A 25565-nucleotide genomic window follows, 5' to 3' on the forward strand; every position below is an offset into this window, starting at 1 on the left:
ACAGAGAACCTGCCTACAGGCAGGCCAGTTCGTCGCCCGTCACCGCTCCGCCCTCGGCCTCGTTGCGGGCGTACCGCACCGGACGCACGCCCTGATGGTCCGCGCCCAGGTACACCTGCAGGGTCGGCTCGCCCCGCGCCGGATAGTCCGTGGCCGGGTCGCCCGTCTCGACGAGCCGCAGACGGGCGGAGGGCAGCGCCGTGGCCAGAGCCCGGGCGGCGCGCTCGGCGGCGGGCCCGTGCTCGATCACGGTCCGCTCCGCCGGCCCGGCGGACAGGGGCGTGCCGGTGGTGGCGAACCCCGTAGCGCGCAACGCCCGGTCGGCCTCGGCCCCGGTGCCGTCACGCCCACTGGCGTCGTGCACCTGTACGGGGATGCTGCGCGGGTCCACCAGCACCGGGGCCGGGTCATCGTCGTCCCGGCCCGGCTCCCGTCCCGGGTCCGGGGCCTTCTCCTCGGCCCGGACCAGCGGCAGGTCGGCGCGGATCCGGCCGAACATCTTCACGGCCGCCGCGTCGTCCCACAGCAGGGTGGAGCCCCAGCCCGGCACCCGGTGGTCGAAGTCGCTGATCGGGACCGTGGCGAACTCCATGTCCCCCCGCCGGATGCCGTGGAGCCACCGGCCGAACTCCACCATCCGCGCCGGGCTCAGCCCCTGGTCGACCCGGGCCGCGGAGTGGGCGACCCCGGCCAGCTCCCGCAGCCGACGGGCATCGGAGAACGCCCCGCGCCCGGCCAGCCCCTCCACCAGACCGGCGACGAAGTGCTGCTGACGGCGCATCCGGCCCATGTCGCCCGGCACGCCCCAGCCGATCTTGCGGGCCCGCACGTAGCGCAGTCCGCGGCGCCCGTCCAGCGTGTGCGTTCCCCTGGACAGCGAAAGACCGGAGCCGCTGTCCCGCATCGGCCGGACGGTGCACACCGGGGCATCGCCGAAACCGTCCACGGCACGTTCGAACGAGCCGAAGTCCAGCTCCGCGTAATGGTCGATCCGCACCCCCGTGGCCCGCTCCAGGGAGCGCACGAGCAGCGGCGGCCCGCCGTGCTTGAGCGCCGCGTTGACCTTCCCCGAGTGCCGGACCCCGGCGTCCTCGTGGCCGCCCTGCCCGCCTGGCTCCCGGTGCGGTGCGAACGGCAGATAGGAGTCACGGGGAATGCTGACCACGCTGACCCGGTCGCGGCGGTCCGACAGATGCACCAGCATCATCACGTCGGCGCAGTCACAGCCCACGCCGCCCACATGCAGCCGGTTCTTCTCGGCCCTGGACAGGCCGTCGCGGGTGTCACTGCCGACCAGCAGGACGTTCAGCCCCCGGCCGGGCGCGGGGCGTTCGTGCTCCGCGATGCCGCCGAACACGTCGATCTGCTCGGCCCGCCCCACGCCCGGGGTGAGCAGGAACAGAGCGGACAGGGCGCCGCAGAGCGCGAGCAGTGACGCCCGGCGCACACGGCACACCAGCAATCGGGCAGGGCCGCCGGGACGGGCAGCGCGGTCAGGGGCGTACACCGGGCACCTCCGAGGTGAGCCTGCCCGTACGGTATGCCGCGCCGATCCCCGCCCCGACGAGCCACGCGTCGGCCGGTCGTGGGTTCCGCCCAGTGGCCCTACCCGCCTGTCGGACAGCCCACTCAACGTGTCGAGGAGTGCCGGCCGGGGTCCGCCGTCGATCGGCGGTGTGGTGGTCCCAGAGCTGTGGCCCTCAGAGGCGATCCGCGCGTCCTTCGCCGTCGGACGTGACGGCTGGGCTCGGTCCGTGGAGTTCGCCGCGCGCGGCTGAGCCGCCGTCGAGCAGTGGGGGAGAGACGCTGCGGGCCGCTCCCGCGACACGCACCCGTTCGTGTCGCGTTTCCGCCGGCCGTGCGGGGGTGCGATGGCCGAGACTCTCGTCGGCGGCCGGAACCGGTCGCGGCGAGACGGACGCGTGAAGCCGTCCGAGAGAAAGGCGCAACCATGCCCCTGCACCCCTCCCAGCGAGACCGAGCCTGCACGCTGCGCACGCTGGTCGACGACGGTCCGCTGCTCCTGCCCAACGCCTGGGACGCCGCGAGCGCCGCCGTGATCGCGGACGCCGGGGCGGCGGCCGTCGCCACGACGAGCGGGGGCGTGGCGTGGTCCCTGGGGCGTGGCGACGGGCACGGGCTGACCCGGGAGGAGATGGCCGAGGCGGTGCGGCGCGTCGTGGCCGCCGTGGACGTGCCGGTCACGGCTGACGTCGAGGGCGGCTACGGCCCGGCGCCCGAGGACGTCGCCGCGACCGTCTCCGCCGTGATCGCCGCCGGGGCCGTCGGCGTCAACGTGGAGGACTCCCGCGGGCCCGGGGAGCTGTTCACCGCACGGGAGCAGGGTGAGCGCATCCGGGCGGCCCGGGCGCGGGCCGAGCGGGACGGGTTGCCGGAACTCCTCGTCAACATCCGTACCGACGTCTACCTCTTCAGGGTGGGCGTGGCCGAGGAGCGGCTGGCCGACGTCCTCGCCCGGGCCGAGGTCTACGCCGAGGCCGGGGCCGACGGGTTGTTCGTGCCCGAGCTGCTGGACCTCGACGCGCTGGCCGCCCTCACCGAGCGCTCGCCTCTGCCCGTCAACGCCTTGGCGGTCCCGGGTGGGCCGGGCGTCAAGGAGCTGGCCGCGGTGGGCGTCCGCCGGATCAGCCTCGGCACGGGCGTGGCCCAGGCCGCCTACGCCGTGGCCCGCGAGGCCACGCGTGAACTGCTGGACACCGGCACGTACTCCGCCCTGGCGGGCGGCCTGGACTACGGCACGCTCGACGGCCTCGTCTCCGGATGAGGGCGGGGACCACACCCGCGTTGTGGTCCGGCTAGGCTTGCTTGAGGTGTTCCGACGACGGGTCCGGCCGGGCCCCGTCGCGCCACGCGTGCCGCATCCGGTGACCGGCCGGGGGCGCCGGCCCAGGAGTTGACGATGCCCCCAGCGCCGTTCACCGGCACGACGGCCCGCCGACGTCGGCGGGCCGCCCGGTGAGCGCGATACCGCGGGCTCACACCCTCGACCTGCATCTGGAGCTCGACCTGCGGCGGCGGCGCGGCCGCCGGGAGCAGCTCGCGGCGGCCCTGCGGCGGGCGGTCGAGTCCGGCCGTCTGCCGCCGGGGGCCCGCCTGCCCTCCACCCGCAGCGTCGCGGCCGAGTTCGGCATCGCCCGCGGGACCGTCGTCGCCGCCTACCAACTCCTCCTCGCCGAGGGCTACCTGGAGACCGTGCAGGGCTCGGGCACCCGGGTCGTCGGCACCGCACCCCCGGCCCCCCGGGCGGCCGCCCGGCCTGCTCTCACTCCCTCACCCGTGGCCCGCGGCGCGCGGCGGTACAGCTTCCAGCCCGGCATGCCCGACGTCACACTGTTCCCCCGCAACGCCTGGATCAAGTCGACGCAGCACGTGCTCACGACGGTTCCGGCCGAGGCCCTGGACTACGGCGACCCCCGGGGCCGCATCGAGCTGCGCCAGGCCCTGGCCGACTATCTGGCCCGGAGCCGGGGGGTGATCACGCAGCCCGAGCGGATCATCATCTGTCACGGCTTCACCCAGGCCCTCGGCCTCATCACGACCGTGCTGGCCGAGCACGGAGTGGACACGGTCTCCGTCGAGAACCCGTGCTACCCGCTGTTCCGCGACGTCATCCAGCTCGCCGGGCTCGACGTCCACACCGTCGACGTCGACGGGGACGGGCTCCTGCCGGCGGGACTCGCCGGCGGCGCAGCGGTCGTCACCCCGATCCACCAGTACCCCCTGGGCGTCAACCTGGCCACCGAGCGCCGCAGGGCGCTGGTCGGCTGGGCCAAGGACGTCGACGCGGTGATCGTGGAGGACGACTACGACAGCGAGTTCCAGTACGGGAAGCAGCGGGTGGGCACGCTGCAGCCCATGGCGCCCGACCGCGTCATCTACGCGGGGACCACCAGCAAGACGCTGGCCCCCGGCATCCGGCTGTCCTGGCTCGCGGTCCCTCCGGACTGGGTCGAACGGATCACCAGCGCCAAGCGGATCGCCGACCGGCACACCGCGGCCCTCACCCAGATGGTCATGGCGGACCTGCTGCTGTCGGGCGCCTACGACCGGCACATCCGGCAGTGCCGCGACCACTACCGCAGGCGGCGGGACCAGCTCAGCGGGGCGCTGGCCGAGCACGCCCCGACGGCCTGGCTGGCGGGCGAGAGCGCCGGGCTGCACGCCCTCGTCCGCTGGTCCCCGGAGGGGCCGGCGGAGCGCGATGTGGTGCGGGCGGCACGCAGCGAGTCCCTCACCGTCGTCGGGCTCGGTGGCTACTGGGGCACTCCCGGCCCGCACGCTCCCGGGCTCGTCCTCGGGTACGCCACGCCGCCGCGGCACGCGTTCGCCGGAGCCCTGGACGCGCTGAGCCGGGTCCTCGCCCGCTGCTTCGGCTGACCCGGGTGCCCCTGTGGGCCCGGCTCAGCGTCGGTCCCGCCCGCCGGGGTCCGGCTGGAGGAGGGCCCGGTCGACCAGGGTCCCCGCCGCGCCCACATAGCCCGCGGGGTCGCACAGGGCCTCGATCCGCTCCCGGCCCAGCGCCCGCGCCACCGCGGGGATCTCCGCGAGGATTTGGGCCAGCGGCGCCCCCGTGCGGGCGGAGCGCGCCGAGGCCTCCGTGAGCAGCCTCCTCGCCTCGGCCTTCCCGAGCCGGGGTGCCAGATGGGCGGTCACGCGCTCGGAGACGAGCTGACTTCCGGTCAGTTCCAGGTTGGCCGCCATGCGCTCCGGGTGCACGGCCAGCCCCTCGGTGAGCTCGACGGCCGTGTGGGCGGCGCCCCCGGTCAGCCGCAGGGCCTCGCGCAGCAGCTGCCACTCGGCGTGCCACGCCCCGCCGGACCTCTCGTCCTCGGCCATCAGGCACTGCGTCAGCCCCGTGCAGACGGCGGGTACCTGGAGTGCCGCGCTCCGGATCAGGGTGGCCAGGACCGGGTTCCGCTTGTGCGGCATCGCGGAGGACGCGCCCCGGCCCTCGCGCGCCTGCTCGGCCACCTCCCCGATCTCGGTGCGGGACAGCGTCTGCACGTCCAGGGCCAGCTTGCCGAGGGCCCCCGCGGTGAAGGCGAGGGCGGAGGCGAGGTCGGCGACCGGGGTGCGCAGAGCGTGCCAGGGGAGCGGTGGCCGGGCGAGCCCCGTCTCCGCGGCGAAGGCGTCCAGCAGCGCGTCGGCATAGCTCCCGGGTGCCACCGCGTCCGTGCCGCCCGTCTCTTCCGCGTCCACCCGGGCGTACTCCAGATACCCCGCCAGGGTGCCGGCGGCTCCGCCGAGCGAGAGGGGGAGCCCGTCGTCGAGGAGGCGGTCGACGCGGTCGTGCGCGTCGAGGAGGAGTTGTCGCCAGCCGGCCGCCTTGAGGCCGAAGGTGGTCGGAACCGCCTGGAGGGCCAGGGTCCGGCCCGCCATGGCCGTGTCGCGGTGCTCGCGGCCCATCCCCGCGAGCGCCTCGGCCGCCCGGCGCAGATCGGCCCGGATCAGCTCCAGCGCCCTCCTGGCGACCAGCATCGCTCCGGTGTCGAAGATGTCCTGGCTGGTCGAGCCGCGGTGGACGTACTCGGCCGCCGCCGGGTCGTCCGCCGCCACGGCACCCGTCAGCGCCCGCACCAGGGCGACCACCGGATTGGCCGTCTCCCGCGACTCCACGGCCAGTGCACGGACGTCGAAGCGCTCGGCGCGCGCGGCCGCGGTGATCGCCTTGGCGCAGGCGGCGGGCACAGTGCCGAGCGTGGCCTGCGCCCGGACCAGGGCGGCCTCGGCGTCCAGCATCGCCTGCAGCCAGGCGACGTCGGCGACGGCCGACTCGACCGGTGTGCCGGCGCGTACCGGGGAGAGGAGACCGGAGTCGGGCTGCCGGTCGTCGGGCGCGGTCATGAAGCCACCTCCACACGTGGGGACTCGGGCTGCCGGACCGCCGGGCCCAGCGTCAGGACGGTACGGGCGATGGCGTCGGCGTCACCCAGGCTGACGGAGTCGACGCCGGGGCGCGCCGCGGCCGCCGTCACCCAGTGCACCGACTCGGTCGGCACTCCGTGCGCGAAGCGCCTGGGGTGGGGCCGGCCGTGGGCGTCGACGAGACGGCTGGGGCGCGGCGTCACCGTCATCCCGCCCGTCTCATACCGGACTCCGCAGCCGCCGTCGACCCGGAACGGCGCGGCCTGCCCCTCGTCCCGCAGCCGGCGCATCAGGGGGTCGGCCGTGCGCCGCAGGTCGGGTTCGGGCAGCCGGGCCTCGATCAGCACGCGGGCCCTGACCGGCGGTGCCGGTATCCGCTCCGAGACGCAGACGAAGGCCGGGTCGCTCGCGTCCACCCGGATCGACGCTCCGGGGCCGGTCACCTGGAGCACCCCCGCCCGGATCAGGGCGATCATCTGCTCGATGCGGAAGGCCGGGGGACCGATCGACGTGAACGCGTTGAGCGGCGTGTACCAGCCGTCCAGTTCGTCGCGGTGGGAGTTCCCGTCCAGCCCGCCGTGGTCGACGGCGAGCCGTACCTCGTTGCGCAGGTCGCGCAGGACGTCCAGGGCCGCCTTGACCGGATCGCTGACGTTTCCGCCGCGTGCCTGCCGGACGTCCCGCTCCAGGTAGGCGATCAGCCAGGTGTGGAACGCCTCCCGGCCGGTGAACGCCGTCCCGGCGCAGGGGTGGGCGAGCCGTTCCCAGTCCCAGCGGCTGCCCTCCGGGATGCCGAAGGCGTCCAGCACCTCGGCCCGGTGCTCCGGCCGCTCGGCCGCCAGATACAGCTCGGTGAACGCCGCCCGGTCGGCCTCGCGGCCCCGCCGGGCCAGCAGCGTCCCGTAGTAGACGCTTTCGACCTCGCGGGATATCAGCGGCCACAGGTCGGTGCCGAAGTAGATCCGGTCGCCGTCCTCCGCCCGCCGACGGAGTCCGTCGATGCGCTCGGCGGTGAGCAGCCTCGGGAAGTAGCGCCCGTGCGCCCCCTTCTCGTTCTCGCCCCTGGCGTGGTAGGGAATGCCGCGCCGCGAGGTGGCACACAGCAGCGGTTCCAGCCCGGAGGGCTCGTAGACCAGGCTTCCGTCCCGCCGCGTGAACGTCCCGCCGCGGCCGCTGGTGAAGAGCGCCAGGTAGTCGAAGAAGTTCAGCCCCAGGCCGCGCAAGATGACGGTGTCCCGTGGCGTGACGGCGTCGAGTTCGACGTCGGCCGGGTTGGCCGGGGTGACGTAGTGGAGGCCGAGCCCGTGGGCCCTGGCGCTCAGTGCCCGCTCCTCGGAGCCGAGTTCGGCTCCGACGTGGCCCTGGGAGAGGACCACGGCGTCGAGCCCCGGGAGCAGCCGTCCGTTCTCCAGCCGGATGCTCTGCTCGGGCACCTCCTCGGTCCCGCCGGTGAGGGCCACGGCCCGGCTCCGGTGCGTGGTGATCTCCACGTGAGGCGGTGCGTCGCGGCACACGCGCCTGAACATCTCCCGCAGGTACGCGCCGAAGAACGCGCGCGTGGGGTAGTCGTCCGGGCCGAGCGACCCGGCTTCGGCCAGGGTCGGCGCGTCCTGCGGGCCGAGGCCGGTCGCGCCGGGGGCGCGCAGCTCCTCCGCCCAGGCGTACAGGCTGGGGCCGGGCTCGACCGGGCCCTCCATCGTCACGGTCAGATCGGTGAACACGGTGATCTGGGAGGCCACGGTGTTCATGAGCAGTTCGCGGGACTGGTCGGTGCGCCAGACGGCGCCGGCGCCCGCCGGCCACGGGTCCACGAGGTGGAGGTGGAGGCCCTGGACCGACGGGGTGTGGCGGGCGTTGGCGCACAGCCGTTCCAGCACGGCGAGGCCGCGCGGGCCGACTCCGACGACGGCGATCGACAAGGCTCGGGTGGCTGCCAAAACGTGCTCCTCACGGGAGAGGGAAGCAGGGCTGCCGATGAAGCTAGGTCACCCGGCCGGGCCTGAATGGTCCACTTCTGCGCGGCTCACATGGTCCACTCGCGTGCCGTGAGCCGCGGGCCGGGAAGCCCGGGCCGTTCGTCTCGCGGCGGTGCGCCACCCCGGGACTTGCCCGCGGGAGCCCCGATACTGGCGGCCATGATGCGTCTGAGGGTGGTGTGCGAGGCTGCTCAGACCGCCGCGGTGCGGGGGCTGCTCGACCGGGAGCCGGGGGTGGCCCACCTGACCGTCGCCGAGGGCGTCGGCAGGCGGCCCGTCGGCGACGTCGTCGAGGCGGTCGTCGCCCGCGAGATCGTCGAGGGCCTCCTGGACCGGTTGGCGGAGCTGGGGGTACAGCGCCGCGGCGAGGTGAGCCTGTGGCCCATCCACATGACGCTGTCGGACTCGGCCGACGCGATCGAGCGGGCCGCGCCCGGGGCCGACGCGAGCGCCGTCATCTGGGAGGAGCTCGTCGCGACCACCGGTGAGGAGAGCCGGCTCAACGGCGTCTACCTCGGGTTCCTGACGATCGCCTGCCTGCTGGCCGCGGTCGGCGTCATCACCGACTCCGCCATCACCCTGGTGGGCGCGATGGTCGTCAGCCCCGATTTCGGCCCTCTCGCCGCCCTCGCCGTCGCGGCTGCCGGACGGCGGCGACGGCTCGCACTCCGTGCCGCGCTCGCCCTCGGTCTCGGCTATCCCCTCGCGATGCTGATCACCGCCGCCCTCACCCTCCTCGCCCGCGGCGTGGGCCTGTTCGACCCCACCGACCTCTCCAACCTCGGCCAGGTGGCCTTCGTCTACCACGTCGGGCCGTACTCCGGCATCGTGGCCCTGCTCGCCGGAGCGGCCGGGATGCTCGCCCTCACCTCGGAGAAGGCGAGTGCTCTCGTCGGCGTCTTCATCTCCGTGACCACGGTGCCCGCCGCCGGGTTCGCCGTCCTGGCCGTCGTCACGGGAGACTGGGCGCGCTGCGGTCAGGCCGCGCTCCAACTCCTCGTCAACCTCACCGGCATCGCGGTGGCCGGTGCCGTCACGCTGCTGCTGCGGCGTCGGCACGCCCTCCCCGCCGCTCGCCTGGCAGGCCACCGGTTCCCCGGGGCGAAGCGGCACTGACCGGCGCGCCCCGGGGACGGCGCGGCGGGGCCGGAACGGAGCCGTGGCCCGCACGTGCGCGCCACCACGGCTCCCCGCCCTGTCGACACCACTGCTGGGCGCCGGAGCCGTAGCAGGGCTGGAGGTGACGTGCCGGGGCGCGACGAGCGAACAGTCAGAGGGCCGGTTCGTCAGGTCGTCAGACCGTCAGGACCTCGACGCCCTGCCCGGTGAGCTTCTCGACCAGCTCGCCCGGCGCCGCGCGGTCCGTGACCAGCACCGTGATCTCCGCGACCGAGCAGACCCGGGCGAACGCCCGCCGCCCCAGCTTCGTCGAGTCGGCGACGACGACCACCTTGCCGGCCCGCTCGGCCATCGCGCGGTTGGCGCTGGCCTCGCCCTCGTCGTGCGTGGCCGCACCGAACTCCGGGTCCACGGCGTCGACGCCGAGAATGGCGTAGTCCAGGGAGAGCCCGCTCAGCACCTCGGTGGCCAGCGGTCCGGTGAGCTCGTAGGAGTTGGGCCGGGCCACACCCCCGGTCACCACCGTCTTCACATAAGGGCGGACGGCCAGCTCGCCCGCGATGTTGATGGCGTTGGTGACGATCGTCAGGGCCGCGCCCGGGGCGTGGTCGGCCAGGTCGGCCCGGGTGGCGAACTCGCGGGCCACCTCCGAGGTCGTCGTCCCGCCGTTGAGCCCGACCACCGCGCCGGGCAGCACGAGCCCGGCCGCCGCCCGGGCGATCCGGTGCTTCTCGTCCGCCTTGCGGGCCGTCTTGTAGCGCAGCGGCAGGTCGTAGGCGACACCGCTGAGCACCGCGCCGCCGCGGGTGCGGGTGAGCAGCTGCTGGCGGGCCAGCTCCTCCATGTCCCGGCGGATCGTGGCCGGGGAGACGCCGAGCAGCTCGGCGGCCTCGCCGACCTCCAGCCGCCCGCGCTCGCCGAGCGCGTCGAGCAGGCGCGTCCAGCGCTCGTGCGCCGCCATGCGATCCTCCCGGAGCCGTCTCCGGGCGAGCGTATCGCGTGGAGATCACCGTGAGGCTCCGCACGTCTCCGCTCTGGCCCCGCCGCACGTGTCCGACCCGGCGTCGGCTCTCGGTGCGCGGGCGTCGTCCACCCTTTGCTCAGGCCCGGGCCGCCGACCTGGCGATGGCGCTCTGAGCTGCGCTTTCTCCGGTGGGGTGGAGGCGTGGTCGAGACGCGCACGGGAATTGTTCGATTTCCCGGTCGAATAGGGGAACGGGGGGTGGAACTCGAGTGGGGGAGTGGTGCCAAGTGGGCTCTTGACAACCCCAGAACCGCGACCTCACAGTGGGCGCTACGGACATGGGCAAGACTGCTCATCTGTTCTCTGCACTTCTCGTCAGACCCATTTTCCGCGTCTTTGCGGGCTCATTTGTCGTGCCGCGATTCCGTCGCGGCCCCCGAAGTGTTTTTCGCTGCCCGTGAACGTGTGGTTTTCCGTACCCGCGCAAGCACTGCGTGCCTGGAAGGAGCGCACGGCAGAGGTCGAACCGATAGATCCTGGAAAGGGTGAGTGCCAAGTGCTGCGAACCGCCATCGAGACGCCGCTTCACGTATTCGAGCATGAAGAGCATGAACCCTATCTTCAGGTCACCTGGCGTGACTCCGAGACCCCGGCACGCGGTTATGTCGTCATCGACCAATTGGTCACGGGCATCGCCACCGGCGGGCTCCGGATGCGTCCGGGGTGCACGGCCGGCGAGGTGGGGGCGCTCGCCCGGGAGATGACCCTGAAAATGGGCGCCTTCGGCGTCCACGTCGGCGGCGCCAAGGGAGGCATCGACTTCGACCCCGCGGACCCGCGCGCCACCGAGGTGCGGGAGCGGTTTCTCCAGGCGGCCCGGCCGTTGCTCGAACGCTTCTGGGTCACCGCGGGCGATCTCGGCACCCAGCAGGAAGAGCTCGACCGGAGCTTCGCGCGGGTCGGGCTCGGCGAGACCTCCTTCCACGCCGCCGTCGTCCGCGCCCCGGACGAGGGCGAGGTGCGCGACCGCGTCCGGCGAGCGTTCGCCGCCCGGACGGACGGGCTGAAGCTCTCCGAGCTGGTCGGCGGCTTCGGGGTCGCGGAGGCGGCCCTGGCGGCCCTGGAACAGCGGGGCGTTCCCGCCGCGACGGCCAGCGCGGTCGTGCAGGGCTTCGGCGCCATGGGCGGCTCCACGGCGCTCTATCTCGCACGGGCCGGGGTCCGGGTCGTCGGGATCACCGACGCGCGCGGTCTCGTCCTCAACACCTCGCGGGGTCTCGACGTGGAGCTCCTGCTGTCCGCGCGCAGCGCGGGCGGCGTCATCGACCGCTCGGTCCTGCGCGACGACGATCAGGAGCGTCCCGGTGAGGCGTGGCTGAACCAGGACGTCGACGTGCTCGTCCCGGCGGCCGTCTCCTACACGATCACCGCGGACAACTGCGAGGAGATCCGTGCCCGGCTCGTGGTGGAGGCGGCGAACGTGCCGACGACCCCCGAGGCCGAGCGGCGCCTGCTGGAGCGCGGGGTGACGGTGATCCCGGACTTCGTCGCCAACACGGGTGCCGCCGCGGGAGCCTGGTGGGTCATCCTCGGCGAGGTGGTCAGCCCCTCCGGCGCCTGCGGCCGTCTGTCGGCGCAGATCCGCCCGCTCGTCCAGAGCCTCGTGAACCGGGCCGATGCCATGGGGACGTCGGTGCGGCACGAGGCGGTGGTCTCCGCGAGGGAGAACTCCCGGCGGATGATCGCGGAGTACGGCGGAGCCGTGGCCTACCAGGAGCTGTTCTCCGACCCGTGGGAGAGCGGGCAGGACGCCGTGGGCGACACGGCGGGGCACCCCTCGGCGCAGCCGGGCCTTCCGGCGGACGCGCTCGGTCCTGAGCCGGTACGGCCCGTGCCCGTGCTGCTCGACGCGGCCCCGGAGCACGCCGGACGGTACGCCGATGCCGTGCCGGCCAGCGCACCGGGCGGTCACGTCCCCCTCCACGCCCCCACCGACCTCTCGTAGGGCCCACCCGACAGCAGCCTCTCCCCGGCCGGGCCAGCCGGAAGGCCCGGCCGGGGAGGCGCACGCCGGGGCGACCGGGCCCCAGCCCTCGCGGACACGCAGGCCCTCCCGGTGACCCGTGGCGTCCGCTCACAGGCTGTGCAGGCGGGCCGGTTCGGCCAGAGCGGCTCGGGCGCCGGCGAAGTCCGCGAGGCGGGCGGCGAGCGTGGCCACGGCCAGGCGGCGGGGGAGGGCCGCGGAGAACTTCAGCCCCGTGACGGCGCGGGGGTCGACGTCCGGCAGGACGAGGGGGGTGTCCGCGTCGACGGCGGCGCGGGCGGCCCGCCAGCGGGCGGCGGTCAGGTCCTCGCGCAGCCGTACGGAGGCGTCCGTCGGGCGCTGGACGGGGTCGGCGATGGAGGGGAAGGTCGCGCAGAGCGTCGCGTTGGCGCGGTGGCCCGCCCACGTCCACCAGCGGACGTCGGAGCCGTGCCGGGTGACGAGTGAGCCGCCCGGGTGGACGAGGTGCGGGGCGTCCTCCTCCCGCCACTCGGTGAGGACGGCGCCCGCCCGCCGGGTCACGGACACCGGCGGATCGGCGCCGAGCAGCACCTCGCGCATCGCCCGCGTCAGGGTGTACGACAGCCCCCGCACCGCGCCGCCCGTCCACCGGGCGACGCCGCCGCCGTCGACCGGTTCGACGAAGACGCGTTTGCGGGTCCAGTCGACGAAGGTCACCTGCCAGCTCCGCCCGGCGAGCAGCAGGCGCCGCGGGCCGGGCCGCTCGGCGGTCAGGACGCTGGGGTCGGTGCGCCCGATGTCCCGGCGCCCGGAGACGACGGTGAACTGGGGCGGCGCGGTGAAGGACGCCGTGAGCCCCATGAAGTGCCTCTGCCCGAAGCGGCGTTCCGCCTCCGGGCCGACGAAGAGCAGCCCGCCGTCCTCGCCGAGGAAGCCCTCAGCCACCAGGTGGCGCACGATCGGCGCCGCCGAGCGGTCGAAGGGGGCCAGCCCGTTCCACTGCTGCGGCCACACCCGGTCGCCGAGCGTGTGCTGCTGGAGGGCGACCGCGATGAGCTGCTGCGCGACCAGATGGCGCGGCTCGGGCGGCGCGGTGACCGGCTCCACCCAGCCGCGTCCCCACAGCACGAGCAGGGCCGCGGCCTGGAGGAGCGCGTCCTGGTCGGTGGTGAGGAAGAGGCAGTTGCGGGTGGTGCCCGAGCGCCTGCCGGTGCGGCCGATGCGCTGGAGGAAGGCCGAGACGGTGCTCGGCGCGTCGATCTGGATGACGCGGTCCAGATCGCCCACGTCGATGCCCAGCTCCAGCGTGGAGGTGGCGACGATGACGCAGTCCCGGGCCTCGGCGAACGCCTGCTCGGAGCGGTGCCGCTCCTCGGCCGAGAGGGAGGCGTGCGAGAGGAACACCGTGACCTCGCGTTCCCGCAGCGCCGCGCCGAGCTGCTCCACCCGGCTGCGCGACTCGCAGAACACGAGGCGCTTCTCGCCCCGGTGGAGGGAGGCGATCACCTTGGCGGCGTTCTCCAGCGAGCCGACGTAGTCCAGCTCGACGTCCCCCGGAGGCGGGTCTCCTGGGCCCGGTGCCGCCGGGATGCCGGGCGCGACGACGCGGCCCGCCCGTTTCCCGGCGCCGGATCCCTGCAACCAGGTGAGCAGCTCCTGCGGATTGCCGACGGTGGCGGAGAGCCCGACGCGCTGGACGGGACGTCCCACCACGCCCTGCAGACGCTCCAGCACGGCCAGCAGGTGCCAGCCCCGGTCGTCTCCGGCGAACGCGTGCACCTCGTCCACGACGACGGCACGGACGGAGCCGAGGAGAAGCGCGTGGTCGGTGGTGGCCCCGATGAGCATGGCCTCCAGCGACTCGGGGGTGGTCAGCAGGACGTCGGCCGGCTCGGCGCGCAGCCGCCGTCGCCGCGACTCCGTGGTGTCGCCGTGCCACAGCGCCGCCCGGCGGCCGAGCCACTGGGCGTAGGCGTCGATCCGGGGGGCGAGGTTGTTGAGCAGCGCCTTGAGCGGGCAGAGGTAGAGCACCGAGGTCCCGGTCCAGCGCCGCGCGGACATCGCGGACAGCAGCGGAAGGCAGGCGGCCTCGGTCTTGCCGCCCGCCGTCGGCGCGAGGAGCAGCGCGTCCTCCCCGTCCAGGAGCGGATCGATCGCGGCACGTTGCAGGGGGCGCAGGTCGGGCCAGCCCAGGGTGTTCACGACGTGGTGCAGCACCACCGGGTCGAGGCGTTCCACCGGGTCGGGCGCGGCCATCACACGTCCAGGTCGACGTCGTCCGCCGAGGTGGGCGCCGCGAGGTTCCGCTCGACGTCCGTCAGCTCCGTGGGCGTCACCGTCAGCTGGTAGTGCTGCCGTGGGTCGAAGTCCGGGAACTGGTCGACCCGGTCGAGGACGTCGCCGACGAGCTTCTTGAGGAACAGCCGGGGTGCGACACCGGTCCTGCCGCCCAGGGCGCCGCCGACCGCCCGTGCGAGGTCGGCCACGTAGACGTCGTCCACCCGGGCCACGACGCGGTCCGGTGCGTCGGCACCGGCCGCGTACAGGTCGCGGATGGTCACGCCGAGCGCGACGAGGGACTGCGGCGTGAACCCGGGCAGCCGCAGCTGCACGGCGCGCGGGTTGTCGAAGCGCGGGTCGGTGGTGAAGTCGGTGGCCAGGCGCTGTGCGAGCGGTGCGAGACGCTGCGCGCCCTGCTGGCCGTCGTAGAACGCCGGGGTGCCGGTGATCACCAGGTAGAGGCCGGGGAAACGCCCGGAGTGCACCTCGTCGATGAGCTGCCGCAGCGCGTTGAGGGCCTTGTCCCGGGCGTCGGACCGCACCCGCTGCAACGTCTCCACCTCGTCGAGGACGACGAACAGTCCGCGGTGGCCGGAGTCGCGCAGTACGGTCAGCAGCCCCTGGAGGAACCCGAACGCCCCGAAGTGGTCGAGGTCGCCCCGGACTCCGGCGGCCCGGCGGGCCGCGGCGGCCACGTGCGGCTGACCGCCGAGCCACGCCAGCACGGCCGCCGCGCCCGCCTCGTCCCCCTCCGCGAGCGCCGTCCGGTAGCCGCGCAGGGCCGCCGCGAACGAGGGGGCGTGCCGGGAGACCTCCGTGAGCCGGGCGGTCAGCAGCTTGTCGACCTCGCGGGGCAGGTCCTCCTCGCCGGCCCCGTCCGCCAGGGCGTCCTCCTCCAACGCGTAGAACCACGCGTCGACGACGGGCCGCAGCGCGCTGGGCGGGAAGCTGGCCGTCGTCAGCCGTTCGGTCAGCCGTCGGTAGACGGTCTCCAGCCGGTGCAGCGGCGTCTCGGTCTCCGAGACCTGCATCTCGGCGACGGCGAACCCGAGCCGCTTGGCCCGCTCACCCAGCCAGCGGGTGAAGAACGTCTTGCCGGAGCCGTACTCGCCGCGCACCGCCTTGAAGACCGACGCGCCCGACGCGACGGCGTCCAACTCCGCGTCGAGCGCGGAGGTGAACCGGTCCAGGCCGGTGGCCAGCAGGTCAAGACCCTGTTCGGGTACGGCTCCCCGGCGCAGGGCGTCGGTCACCGCGCGGCGCCGCGCCGCGCTGGCCGGGACCGGGCGGGAGGAATCAGCGGTACGCACGCGCACCAGTGTCCCATCGCCCGTGCCCGCCCCGTGCCGTCAGCCGAGCCCGGTCCGCGCGAAGGAGCGCGCACCGGCGGCTCACAGGTCGAACTGCAGGCGCAGCAGCCGGGTGTCCAGCCGCAGCGTTCGGCCGTCCGGCAGGATCTCCAGCACCTGCACGCCGTCGTGGTTGAGGAGCTGCCGCAGGACCGCGGCGAATCCGTCCGCCCGCGCCTGCGGGTAGCCGACGCGCTGCGCCACGGCCGTCGCGGGAAGCGTGCCGCCCGCGTCGAGCAGGGCCAGCAGGGCCTTCTCCACCTTGTCCACCGGAGGTCTGCGGGCGAGCAGGCCGACCTGCCCGGCGAACGCTTCCGACGCCAAGAGCGCGGCCACCAGTGCCTCGTGCGGCGGCGTGAGCGCCGGCGCCGACAGAGCGCGCCCTTCGTCCTCCGCCGGGATCGGTGCCACCTCGAAGAGCGAGTCGTGGGTCTGGGCCAGCTCCTCCTGAGCCCGCGTCGGCCGTTCCCGGGTGGGCCTCGGTGCCGCCGGGACCCGGGCCGGCGCCACCGCCGTGACGTCGCCGCCCGGCGTCGCGCCGTCGCGCGGCCACCACACCGGGCTCGGGTCGCCCAGCTCACGCCATCCCCGGGGCGGCTCGGCGTTGAAGGGCAGGAAGGCGAGGACCGGGATGCAGAACTCCGAGAGGGACGCGCCGCCGTGGTAGCCGGCCTTGCGTGCGGTGTAACGCGAGTCGGCGTCCCACAGGGCGACGATCGAGCCGCCCGCCTCCGGCCACACCACGCGCGGGCCGGAGAGTGCCACCTCCATGGCTCCGGGCGGACCGCCGGGAGCGCGGTGGCGCGCGGAGCCCGGCTCCGCGGCGTCCACCTTCGCACCGTGCCGGTCCACCACGTGTCCGTGGTCGCTGGTGAGCAGCACCGCCATGCCCTCGGCGGCGGCGACGTCCAGCAGCTCCAGCAGGGCCGGGACGTGCTCGGCGCGCCACGCGCCGTCGCCCAGCTTCTGCTCCTTGGCCAGCCGGTCGTCGATGGCGTTGAGCACCACGGCCACGTGGGTGCGGCCGTCGGCGAGCGCGTCGGCCAGGGCGGGCCCGAACGTCTCCCCGGCGCTGTCCGCGCGCAGGTCGTCCTTGTGGAAGACGGCTGCCGGGGCACCGTCCCACAGCGGCAACGCGGGGAACAGCCGTTTCTCGTCCGCCTGCGCGCCACGCGTCAGCGCCCCGGCGAACAGCGACGTCCGCGAGACCGCCGTGAGCGTCGGCAGGGCAGCCGCCATCGCCCGGCGCCGGGGCGGACCCTCGTCCACCGGGTCGTACTCGGCCCAGGAGGAGCGCAGCTCCTCACCCAGCTCATTCGCTATGGCCGCGCTCATGCCGTCCAGCACGACGAGGAGCACCCTCCGCCGGGGCGCGGAGCGGACCACCGGCCGCACCACCCGCTCCAGGAACGTCTCCACGGTCAGCATCGACCCGGGCGGGGTACCGGCAGCCGTCCAGGCGGCCAGCCGCCGGGCGAACTCCCGGTCGATCTGCTGACGCCGGGCCCGCACCCGCGCGGCGAGGGCGTCGTAGGCCGCCCGCAGCGCCGGATCCGGGTCGCCGCCCGCCTCGACGTGCTCCAGCGCGCGGTCCACCCAGCCGGTCTCCCGCACGTGCCGTTCCAGCGCGTCCGCCACCGTGGCGCACTCCGCGCCGGGGTCACCGGCCAGCCACCGGGTGAGGCGCTGGGCCATACGGACCCGCTCGATGCGCACCCGTGCCTGCTCGCCGCCCGCACGCCGGTGGGCGGCCAGCGCCCGCACCGCCTCCGTCAGCGGTTCGGGACGACCGTCGGCCAGGGCGTGCCCGACGGCGGTGAACCGGGCGTCCAGCCCCGCCGGAAGCAGCGGGCTCGCCGCCGTCGCCGCCTCCGCGCCGAGCTGCCGGGCGAGCCGCGCCGCCTGGTCCAGCACGATGTCGCTGAGGCGTCGCGCCTCGCGGGCGTCGTCCGCTCCGGCCGTCAGCCCGCCCTCGGCGTCGTCCGCGCCGCGCGCCGCCCGCCCCAGCAGGGTGCCGACGTACTCCTCGGCGGCGCGCCCGAGGGCCGAAGCCAGCTCGGCGACCTCGTCGTCGGTCCGCCGCTTCCCGTCCCGCTCGCCGAACCACTGCCCGGCCCGGCCGCGTGCCGTGTAGGTGGCCGCGTCCGGAGCGGCGTGGCACCACAGGGCCGCGCACAGCAGCCCGAAGGCGACGGCCTCGGAGCCGTGCTCCGCCTCGATCACGGCCAGCAGGGCGCGACCGGCCGGGCCGGCCTGCTCCTCCTCACCGAGGAACGCGACCAGGCCCTCACGCTCCGGTGCGCGCAGTTCGCGCAGCCGCTGCGCCCCGCTCGCCGTGAGGGACCAGCCCAGGAGCGTGTGCGGGTCGATCGAGTCGTCCCCGGAGCCCCGGCCCGGCCGCCCTGCCGCGGCCGTCGTCTCTCCGGGCCGCTCCGCGTACCGGCCGATGCGCAGCCGGCGCAGCGCCAGCGCGGACAGCGCGACCCGGCGCGAGAGCGTGCCGCCGGCCACGGTGGGCCAGCCACCCGGGGGCGCCGCGTCCAGCAGCGCCTCACCGGCCCAGTTGGCGTCCTTGAGCCGCAGGTCCAGGTGCGTCGCGCCGAAGGCGTCGCGCACGACGTCCCAGCTGTCGACGACCTCGACGCGCCGCTTGTGGGCCCTGGCCAGGACCGCCGGGTCCAGCTCGTTCTGTTCGCGGTCGGTGAGCACGACGAGCACGTGCGGCCCCGGCGACCGCTGCGCGAGGTGGTCCAGCACCAGCTCGTGGACGGCCAGCGGGGAGGGGGCGGCCGCGACCCGTGCGCTCCGCCCCTCGCCCCACGTCGGCCGGGCGGGCCCGTCCCACCGCGGCGCGGAGCGCAGCAGGACCACGCGGCGCCTGTCGTCACCCGTGAGGGAGGAGGCGAGCGCCGACTGGGACGTCAGGTACTGGGTGATCGTCGCGAGATTGAGCTGCACGGCGACGCCCGCGGTGGTGGAGTGCGTCATTCGACCACGCGCCAGGTGATCTCGACGGTGGCGCCCGGCTCCTGGGCCTCCAGCTCCCGCAGCTCGGCCCGCAACCGGGCGACGGCGCCGGACACGGTGGTCCGCCCGCCCCCGGAGCGCCGGGCCCGGCCCGTGGTGGCCGCGCCCTCGCCCGGCGGGGAGGTGTCGGAGACCGGCGGGTGGCTGCTGGCCGTGTCGAGCGGAATCTCCTCGGCCCGGCTCGGCGGTGCCGGGGGCGCGGAGGGCTGCGGTGCGGGGGGCGGAGCGGCCGCCGCCCGGTTGCGCTTGACGAGGTCCAGCACCTCGCGCTGGGTCTGCGTCAGCGCCGCCCCCAGGTCGTTGGTCCGCTGGTCGCTCTGCGCCCGGTTGCGCAGCGACTCCAGGAGCGCCGCTCCCTCCGGGCCCTCGGCGGTGGCGAGTTCGAGCGTCGTCCACGACGCCGCGTCCAGCGCCTGGGCGACCGCCCGCGCCTGTTTCACGGACGTGCCGAAGCGGTCCGGACCGACCTGCCCGAAGTCGAAGCCCGCCAGGGCCTCGACCGTCCGCTTCGCCCCGGCCGCGCCCTGTCCGGACGCCTGGCTGAGGGCCTTCAGCAGCTCCACCGACCGTCGTGCGATCGCCAGGCGGCCCGTCTCCACCGTCTCGTCGAGCCGCAGGAAGCCGGCGTGCGTCTCCAGCATGCGCACGAGGTCGTCGGCGGACTCCTGTGCTCCGCGCGCCTGTTCGGTGATCTGCCGGGCGAGATGGTTCACCATGCGTCCGCGCCGCAGCGTCGGAGCCTTCACGCCGAACAGCGTCTCGAAGCGGGCCCGTGCGCTCTCCCAGTCCTCCTCGGAGGGCAGCGGCTGGCTGCGCAGCGCGTCATGGTCCTTGATCTGGGCCAGTTCGGGGGCCGGGTCCAGCGGCATGCCGCCGCGCACCCAGACCCGGTCGTCCATCTCGGCGAAGGACGCGACGACGAGCCGGGCCAGGAAGTCCGGCAGGCCACGGGGCTCGGGGCGGTCCGTCCAGTCGGTGAGGGTGATGAGCGTCAGGTCGCCGGTGACGCCCTGGGAGCGGGCGAGCTGCCGGAAGTGGTCGGCCCAGTAGAGCGACAGCTCGAAGTACGCCTCCTTCTGCTGGCCCAGCCGCAGGGGCCCCGCGAGCCGCTGCATCAGCCTGCGGTCGGCCGCCGGGACCTCGGTGCGGTGGTCCCGGGCCTCGGCGGCGTCCCGCACGTGGGTGAACACCCGGCGGGCGTCGGCGGGCTTGACCGTCGTCCCCGTGCCGTCCGGGTCCAGTTCGGGGTGGCCGGGGAACTGGGCGGCCAGCAGCCTGCCCGCGATGTGCCGGACGCCGTCGTGGAGCGACTGCCCGAAGGACAGGGTGAGGTCGTCCACCGGGCGCAGCGCCTCCAGGTGGTCGCCGAACCCGAGCTCCACGTCCGACGGCTTCTTGTCGGCGAGGCCGTACGCCTGCTTGAACGCCGCCCTGACGTTCTTCAGCAGCGACTCCCGCTGCGTCTCCAGCAACCCCTTGGCCCGGGCCCGGTTGTCGGGGTTGAGGTGGCCCGCGTACTGGGTGTCGAACCGCTGCTCGTCGGCGAGGGCCTTGTCGATGACCACCAGCCGCCGGAAGTCCGCGTACCGCTGGGCCGACAGGTGGGTGGGCAGCCAGGCGACGGTCTGGGACGGCTCGCCCTGCCGCTCGCGCAGCGTCCGCATCCGCTGAACGTCGTCGACCGGTGAGAAGTTGCCCTCCTCGAACGGCAGGTCCACCACGATCCGCCAACGGCCCTCGACCTGTGGCATCAGATCGTGGTCGGCCAGCTCCTCGCGGTCCGCGACGTTGCCGAACACCACCTCGACGGTGCGCTGCGTGCCGCGCCACACGAAGGTCAGCTCGTCCGTCAAGGCGCCCGTGTCGACGCCCAGTTCCCGCACGAGCAGCCGCTTGCCGAGCGCGGCGCGGTTGGCGGGGTTGTCGTTGACGTTGGCGTTGGCGATCACCGAGTCCACGTCGATCCCCGACAGCTCCAGCCGCACGCCCGGGTTGGAGCCGGTGCCGGTCTCCTTGATCTCGGGGAAGCGCCCCGCCCACTCGGCGACCTTGTTCTTCAGGATGCCGTACTCGCGCCCGGGGATGGGGGCCACGACCGAGCCGTAGTTCAGCGCGGACAGCCGCCGGATGGTGAGGTCGGACAGCGCGGGGACGCTCGGCGCGAGCGCGGACAGCAACAGCGTGCCGATGATCCGGTTGTCGCCGGTGAACGTCGTCAGCCGCCCGCGCAGGTCGTCGTCGGCCACGCTGTCCGGACGGTGCGCGAACTGCTCCACGTCCTCCTCGGAGAGGTTGTACGTGGCCAGCAGGTACGGGCGCAGTTTGGTCCGGTACAGCTTGTCGGCGGCCTCGAAGACGACCTTCAGACTGTCCGAGAACGGCTTGTCGCCGCCGGCCGTGATGAGCGGGTACAGGTCCCCGACCGGGATCAGGTCGCCGAGCCGCAGGTGGTCCCGGTGGTCGGCCAGGAGCTGGCCCATCAGCTTCATGCCGGTGCGGTTGCGCTGGAGCGCCGAGGAGACGTGGACGAGGGTGTCCATGAACGCCGGTGAGAACGGGTACGTCAACCGGAAGCTGTCCTCGTCCGCGCCGACGCCGTCCGCCGTGCGTCCGGAGCCCAGCAGCGTGTCCCACACCTCCTGGCGGACCTTGCGGGTCTTGGCGAACTCCGCCTCGACCAGCGCCGCGGCCTCGGCGTCCTTCGCACGCAGCAGCCGGGCGTGCGCGATCTGCGGCAGGTTGCGGTCCTCCAGCGTGATCTTGTCGAACCGGCCCTGGGCCAGGTTCAGCGTGTCCTGGATGGACGCCTCCGCCGCGCCGGACACCTCCTCGCCGACCAGCTCGCGCAGATCCCGCTGGCGGGCGATGAACGACACCACCGGGATCGCCCGGCGCGCGTCGCCGCCCTCCACGAAGTTCGTGATCTTGCTGGCCTCGCGGGCGACGAACTTCTGGTCGTGGATGAGCGTGGCCAGCCACAGGATCAGCTCGTCCAGGAACAGGATCAGCCCGTCGTAGCCCAGCGACTCGGCGTGCTCCGCGATGACCGACAGCCCCGCGTCCAGCGAGACGAACCCGTGCTCGTCCTCGGCCGCCCCCCGGGCGAAGCCGGTGAGCAGGTTGGCGCCCGCGTCCTGCACCAGCCGCGCGCGCAGCTCGGCCGGCGTGGCGGGGCTGACCAGGTTGAGCGCCTGGCCGGAGTCGTGCACCTCCTCGGCGGCCAGCGCCGTGTCCAGCAGCTCGGGCGTCCACGCGAACGACTCGCCCCACTCGTCGTCCTCGTCCCCGCCCGATCCGTCCGCCGAGGCCAGCCCCGCGATCACCGCCTCGTCGCCCATACGCGCCCGCAGGCCCCGGATGTCCTGGAACAGCGCGTCCGTCCGGTACACCTGCGGGGTCGGCGCGTCCGGGTGCAGCTTCTTCACGTGGCTGACGTAGCCCCCCAGCACCCGCTGCTCCAGCGCCTTGGCGCCCAGCATGTGGTAGGGCACGAGCAGGAACCGCTTGCCGTCGGTGCCCAGCCACTCGTGCTTGGTCAGCACCGGGTCGAAGGCGGTGCGGGACCGCGCCGCCGGGCCGCCGCTGAGCAACGCGTGCAGCACGGCCATGAAGTGCGACTTACCCGAACCGAACGAGCCGTGCAGGTACGCGGCCTTCGACGTCCGTCCGTCCACGGCGGCCTTGATCAGCCCGAGGGCCTCGTCGAAGTTCTCCAGCAGCCGCTCGGTGACCACGTAGTCCCGCAGCGCGTGCTCGGCCCCCTCGGCCGTCGTCGCCTCCGAGAGCCGGAGGACGAAGTCCGAGGTGGAGATGGACTCCCTGATGTCGATGACATCCCGGAGCAGGGGCCGCTGCTGTGCCATGCCGGGTCTCGCCCTCCCTCTCGACGCGGACGCGCCCACCGCGCCGCGCCGACCGTCGCTGCCGTACCGGTCCGCCGTGCTCGGGACATTCTCCGCCACGCGCGACCCACCCCGTGCGGTGGTGCGCCGACCCGATCACGCCCGCCCAGCATGTCACCCACCGCCGACAAGGGATACGCCGAAGGTGAGCGGCCAGCGGGATCACCCCGTCGGGGACGCGCGGGCGCGGGGACTCGCCACGCCTCCCCGACGGCAGAGTGCGCAGTCGCGGGGCGGTCAGCGGAACGGGCGGCGGCTGCGGGCGTTCAGTTCCGCCACGTGAGCGCGCAGCCGCTCGCCCGAATCCAGGGGGACGAGGGCGTCGGGCTCGGCGTCCCATTCCAGCCCGCCCAGCAGCGGGCGCAGTTGCACGTACGGACCCTCGTACGCCATGACCACGCCCACGCGGTCGGATCCGGTGTCCCGCACCGCGGTGCCCACGTCGGGCGGCTCGGTCGCCGTCACCGCTCGGCCCCCCTCGCGATGGTCTCGGCCAGCAGGTGCGCGACGGGGGCCGAGCAGACGCCGAGATGGATGAGCGCGTACCGCGCCCCGCCCTCGGCCTCGTCGGCCCACGGGGTGCGGATCTCCATGGCCGGAAGCTGGATGCCCGCGCGCCGGAGGGCGTCCGCCAGGGCGTACTGTGCGGTCAGGGCCTCCTGGACCTTGGCCCGTCGGGCGGCGGTCTCGCTGTCGGGGCGTGGTGTCGTCGTCATGCCGTGCCTCTTCCTGTTCCCTGCCTGGTCTCGTCGCCGCGCCGGAGCCGGCCTCTCAACGGAGAACACGCTGCGTAGCGCCTGCATGACGAGAATGGCGTCCGAGAGCGGCCGACTCCGCGTCCCGTGAGGTGACTGCCCCAGGCCAGGGCACTCGTTCCACACGTTCCACGAGCGGCGCCGCGGCCACGACGGCGGCGAGAGCGACGGCACCTGCCGGAGTGGTGCACGAGGAACCAGAGCTCACCGGCGTCCCCGACACCCTCCTCCCCCTCATCCAGGCCTGTCTGGCCAAGGACCCGTCCGCCCGGCCGTCTCTCGACGCGCTCCGCGTCCGGGAAGAGACGCAGTACCACTCCCTCGGGCCGTGGCGGCCGGCTGCCGTCCTGGCCCGGCCGGGGCAGGACGCGGCACGACTCCTCGAACACGAAGACCCGCGTACCCGGGTGGCCTTTGATGCCGCCTCGGCCCCGACGCCCTCACCATCCCACGCGGTCGTAACCGAGCCGGCCCGCCCTCGCACCGCACCCGTCACCGCCCCCGACGAGCCGGAGCACTCGGGCAGCCTCCCGCGAAGAGACGGGACGCGACGGCGCCGTAGGCCTGCTCGGCTGATCGTCGGGGCGGCGATCGTGGGCGCCGGGCTGTTGTGGGGCGTTGGCTATCTCTGGAGTACGACGTGGTGAGGGGGGTGCGGGGAAGCGCTCAGATCGAGCGGCACTCGAACGCGTCCCGCCGCTGACGTGCGCGTCTCGGTAGCGTGGTCGGGACGCCTCTACCGCCGCGCCCGTGCCACCCGGCAGAAGCCGTGGAACGCGGTCGCCACCTGGATCGCGCGCACCCCGGGTTGTGGTCGTTCGGGGTTCGGCGGTCGGTTGGAGGTGGGTCGCGCTCCGCTCCGAGTGCCAGGAGGGGTCCCAAGCGCCGCCGAACCGCTCGAACGACCAGCTCATCCCCTGATGAACTCGATGATCTGCGGGGCGATCTTCCTCGGGGCCATGACGACGGCGCCATGGTTGAGTCCGGGCAGAGTGCGGTGGTCGGCCTGCGGCAGCACCTCGGTGAGTGCGAGGGCGGCGCGCTGGAACGCGGCCGGGCTCCTGCCGCCGGTCAGCACGCGGGTGGGCACGGCCACCCCTTTCCACTCCTCGGTATCGAGCGGCTTGCCCTGCTGGGTATCGCCCATGACCGCGATGTCGTAGGGCAGGGTGCCAGCCAGCCTGGTGAGGTTCGCCCACGTCTTCGGCATGAGTTTCATGAAGAACACGGCGATGCCGGGCATGCCCTGCACCCTGGTCATGAAGTACTTGACCGCGTCGCTGTGCCGGCCCTCCGCAAGCATCCCGGTGATCTGCCGCGCCAGATCCTCGGGCGGCCCGTCGTCGCCCTCCGCGACCACGAACGGCGGCTCATACAGAGCCAGGCGGTCGACGTCGACTCCGGCAGCGGCCGCGCGCAGGGCGAGGACCGCTCCGGAGGACGAGCCGAACAGCGACGCCGAACCGCCGACGTGTTCGACCAACGCGGCGATGTCCTCGATCTCGCGGTCGGGGGCGTAAGCACTGGCGTCACCGCTGGCACCCCGTCCCCGCCGGTCGTAGTTGATCACCGTGAAGTGCTCGGCGAGGAGAGCCGCGAGTTTGGTCGTGTCCGAGCGGTCGGCCAGTGCCGAGGCCACCAGGACGACGGCCGGACCGCGGCCCGACTGCTCGAATGCGATCTCGGTGCCGTCTGCGGAGACGACACGGGCCTCGGCTCCGGCCGACTGCCCTCGCGCTGTTGCCATGTCGATCTCTCCGGTTCACGTTGGGGGCGTACCGTTGTGGTGCGCGTTACTGCCGAATAAGACCCCCGCAGCGCGGAAAACTCATCGGTGCGCCAGGCGCTCGATGCCGAAGCCCTCACACCCCGGCGAGGACGAACCCCGCACGCAGAGATCGTGGACGGGACGCTCGTGCCCACCTATGGCCACACCATCGCCGAGCGGTCCAGGAACCGTCACCGTCGCCGACGGCTGTCCGGACCAACACGTCGGACCGCTGCCCGATGCCGCAGTTCTTCGAGCGTCGGGGCCGATGCGCGGACAAGCCGCTGCCGAACCGGTCAACAGCCCAGCCGGGCAGCGCAGAAGCAAGGGGGCCGGTTGCCAGACCTACATGCCGCGTGGGGCCGGGGTTCCGGACGCGGCCGTCTCCTCAGCTCCGGGCGTGGTGGTGCACTCTCGGTCAGGTGCAGCGACTCTTTCTGCTGGTATCTGATGGTTTGCCTGCGAAGACTCGGTGCCGCGAACTACGGTTCGTAACAGGTTCATTACGAGCTTGGCCGCCAGGGGAGGGCTGGG

15 protein-coding genes are annotated in these 25565 nt (G+C 74.1%); 4 read left to right on the plus strand and 11 right to left on the minus strand.

Going from position 1 to position 25565, the window contains the following annotated elements; all coding sequences use genetic code 11:
* Positions 1 to 13: 13 nt before the first annotated feature.
* On the minus strand, positions 14 to 1447 hold the full coding sequence (locus tag O7609_RS21325) for an LCP family protein (protein WP_269735399.1): 1434 nt from the start codon (positions 1445 to 1447) through the stop codon (positions 14 to 16).
* Positions 1448 to 1951: 504 nt separating this feature from the next.
* Between O7609_RS21325 and O7609_RS21330 the strand changes: the two genes are divergently transcribed.
* The gene (locus O7609_RS21330) at positions 1952 to 2785 is read left to right on the plus strand and encodes an isocitrate lyase/PEP mutase family protein (protein ID WP_269744052.1); all 834 of its coding nucleotides are present in this window, start codon (positions 1952 to 1954) and stop codon (positions 2783 to 2785) included.
* A 191-nt stretch (positions 2786 to 2976) separates the two neighbouring features.
* The gene (gene pdxR, locus O7609_RS21335; RefSeq protein WP_269744053.1) at positions 2977 to 4398 is read left to right on the plus strand and encodes a MocR-like pyridoxine biosynthesis transcription factor PdxR; all 1422 of its coding nucleotides are present in this window, start codon (positions 2977 to 2979) and stop codon (positions 4396 to 4398) included.
* Between the two features lie 24 nt (positions 4399 to 4422).
* On the opposite strand, the gene O7609_RS21340 is transcribed toward pdxR, so the two are convergent.
* Positions 4423 to 5865 carry a class-II fumarase/aspartase family protein gene (locus O7609_RS21340; RefSeq protein WP_269735396.1) on the minus strand — a complete coding sequence of 481 codons (1443 nt, stop codon included), beginning with the start codon at positions 5863 to 5865 and terminating at the stop codon, positions 4423 to 4425.
* The gene (locus tag O7609_RS21345; RefSeq protein WP_269735395.1) at positions 5862 to 7823 is read right to left on the minus strand and encodes an FAD/NAD(P)-binding protein; all 1962 of its coding nucleotides are present in this window, start codon (positions 7821 to 7823) and stop codon (positions 5862 to 5864) included. Before O7609_RS21345 ends, O7609_RS21340 begins: the two co-directional genes overlap by 4 nt.
* A 198-nt stretch (positions 7824 to 8021) precedes the next feature.
* On the opposite strand from O7609_RS21345, the gene O7609_RS21350 reads away from it, so the two are divergent.
* Entirely contained in the window at positions 8022 to 8978 is a 957-nt protein-coding gene (locus O7609_RS21350; protein ID WP_269735394.1) for a DUF389 domain-containing protein, read from the plus strand.
* A gap of 178 nt (positions 8979 to 9156) precedes the next feature.
* Here O7609_RS21350 and O7609_RS21355 read toward each other — a convergent pair whose 3' ends face one another.
* Positions 9157 to 9942: a DeoR/GlpR family DNA-binding transcription regulator gene (locus O7609_RS21355; protein ID WP_269744054.1), complete on the minus strand. Its 786-nt coding sequence runs from the start codon at positions 9940 to 9942 to the stop codon at positions 9157 to 9159.
* A 559-nt stretch (positions 9943 to 10501) separates the two neighbouring features.
* On the opposite strand from O7609_RS21355, the gene O7609_RS21360 reads away from it, so the two are divergent.
* Entirely contained in the window at positions 10502 to 11950 is a 1449-nt protein-coding gene (locus tag O7609_RS21360; RefSeq protein WP_269735392.1) for a Glu/Leu/Phe/Val dehydrogenase dimerization domain-containing protein, read from the plus strand.
* Positions 11951 to 12079: 129 nt separating this feature from the next.
* On the opposite strand, the gene O7609_RS21365 is transcribed toward O7609_RS21360, so the two are convergent.
* The 7 genes from O7609_RS21365 to O7609_RS21395 form a co-directional block, all read right to left on the minus strand.
* Entirely contained in the window at positions 12080 to 14206 is a 2127-nt protein-coding gene (locus O7609_RS21365) for a DEAD/DEAH box helicase (RefSeq protein ID WP_269735391.1), read from the minus strand.
* Positions 14206 to 15540, minus strand: a complete 1335-nt coding sequence (brxD, locus tag O7609_RS21370; RefSeq protein ID WP_269744055.1) for a BREX system ATP-binding protein BrxD — start codon at positions 15538 to 15540, stop codon at positions 14206 to 14208. Before brxD ends, O7609_RS21365 begins: the two co-directional genes overlap by 1 nt.
* A gap of 81 nt (positions 15541 to 15621) precedes the next feature.
* The gene (pglZ, locus tag O7609_RS21375) at positions 15622 to 18567 is read right to left on the minus strand and encodes a BREX-2 system phosphatase PglZ (protein WP_269744056.1); all 2946 of its coding nucleotides are present in this window, start codon (positions 18565 to 18567) and stop codon (positions 15622 to 15624) included.
* The gene (gene pglY, locus O7609_RS21380; RefSeq protein WP_269744057.1) at positions 18564 to 22469 is read right to left on the minus strand and encodes a BREX-2 system ATPase PglY; all 3906 of its coding nucleotides are present in this window, start codon (positions 22467 to 22469) and stop codon (positions 18564 to 18566) included. The genes pglZ and pglY overlap by 4 nt, the downstream gene beginning before the upstream one ends.
* Before the next feature lie 276 nt (positions 22470 to 22745).
* Positions 22746 to 22973, minus strand: a complete 228-nt coding sequence (locus O7609_RS21385; RefSeq protein WP_269744058.1) for a hypothetical protein — start codon at positions 22971 to 22973, stop codon at positions 22746 to 22748.
* Positions 22970 to 23224 (minus strand): hypothetical protein, encoded by a 255-nt coding sequence (locus O7609_RS21390; RefSeq protein WP_269735386.1) that lies wholly within the window; start codon positions 23222 to 23224, stop codon positions 22970 to 22972. Before O7609_RS21390 ends, O7609_RS21385 begins: the two co-directional genes overlap by 4 nt.
* Before the next feature lie 949 nt (positions 23225 to 24173).
* A complete protein-coding gene (locus tag O7609_RS21395; RefSeq protein ID WP_269735385.1) occupies positions 24174 to 25010 on the minus strand; it encodes an alpha/beta fold hydrolase in 837 nt (278 codons plus the stop codon).
* Positions 25011 to 25565 lie beyond the last annotated feature (555 nt).

It is taken from the genome of Streptomyces sp. WMMC1477 (assembly GCF_027460245.1).
Lineage (GTDB): Bacteria > Actinomycetota > Actinomycetes > Streptomycetales > Streptomycetaceae > Streptomyces.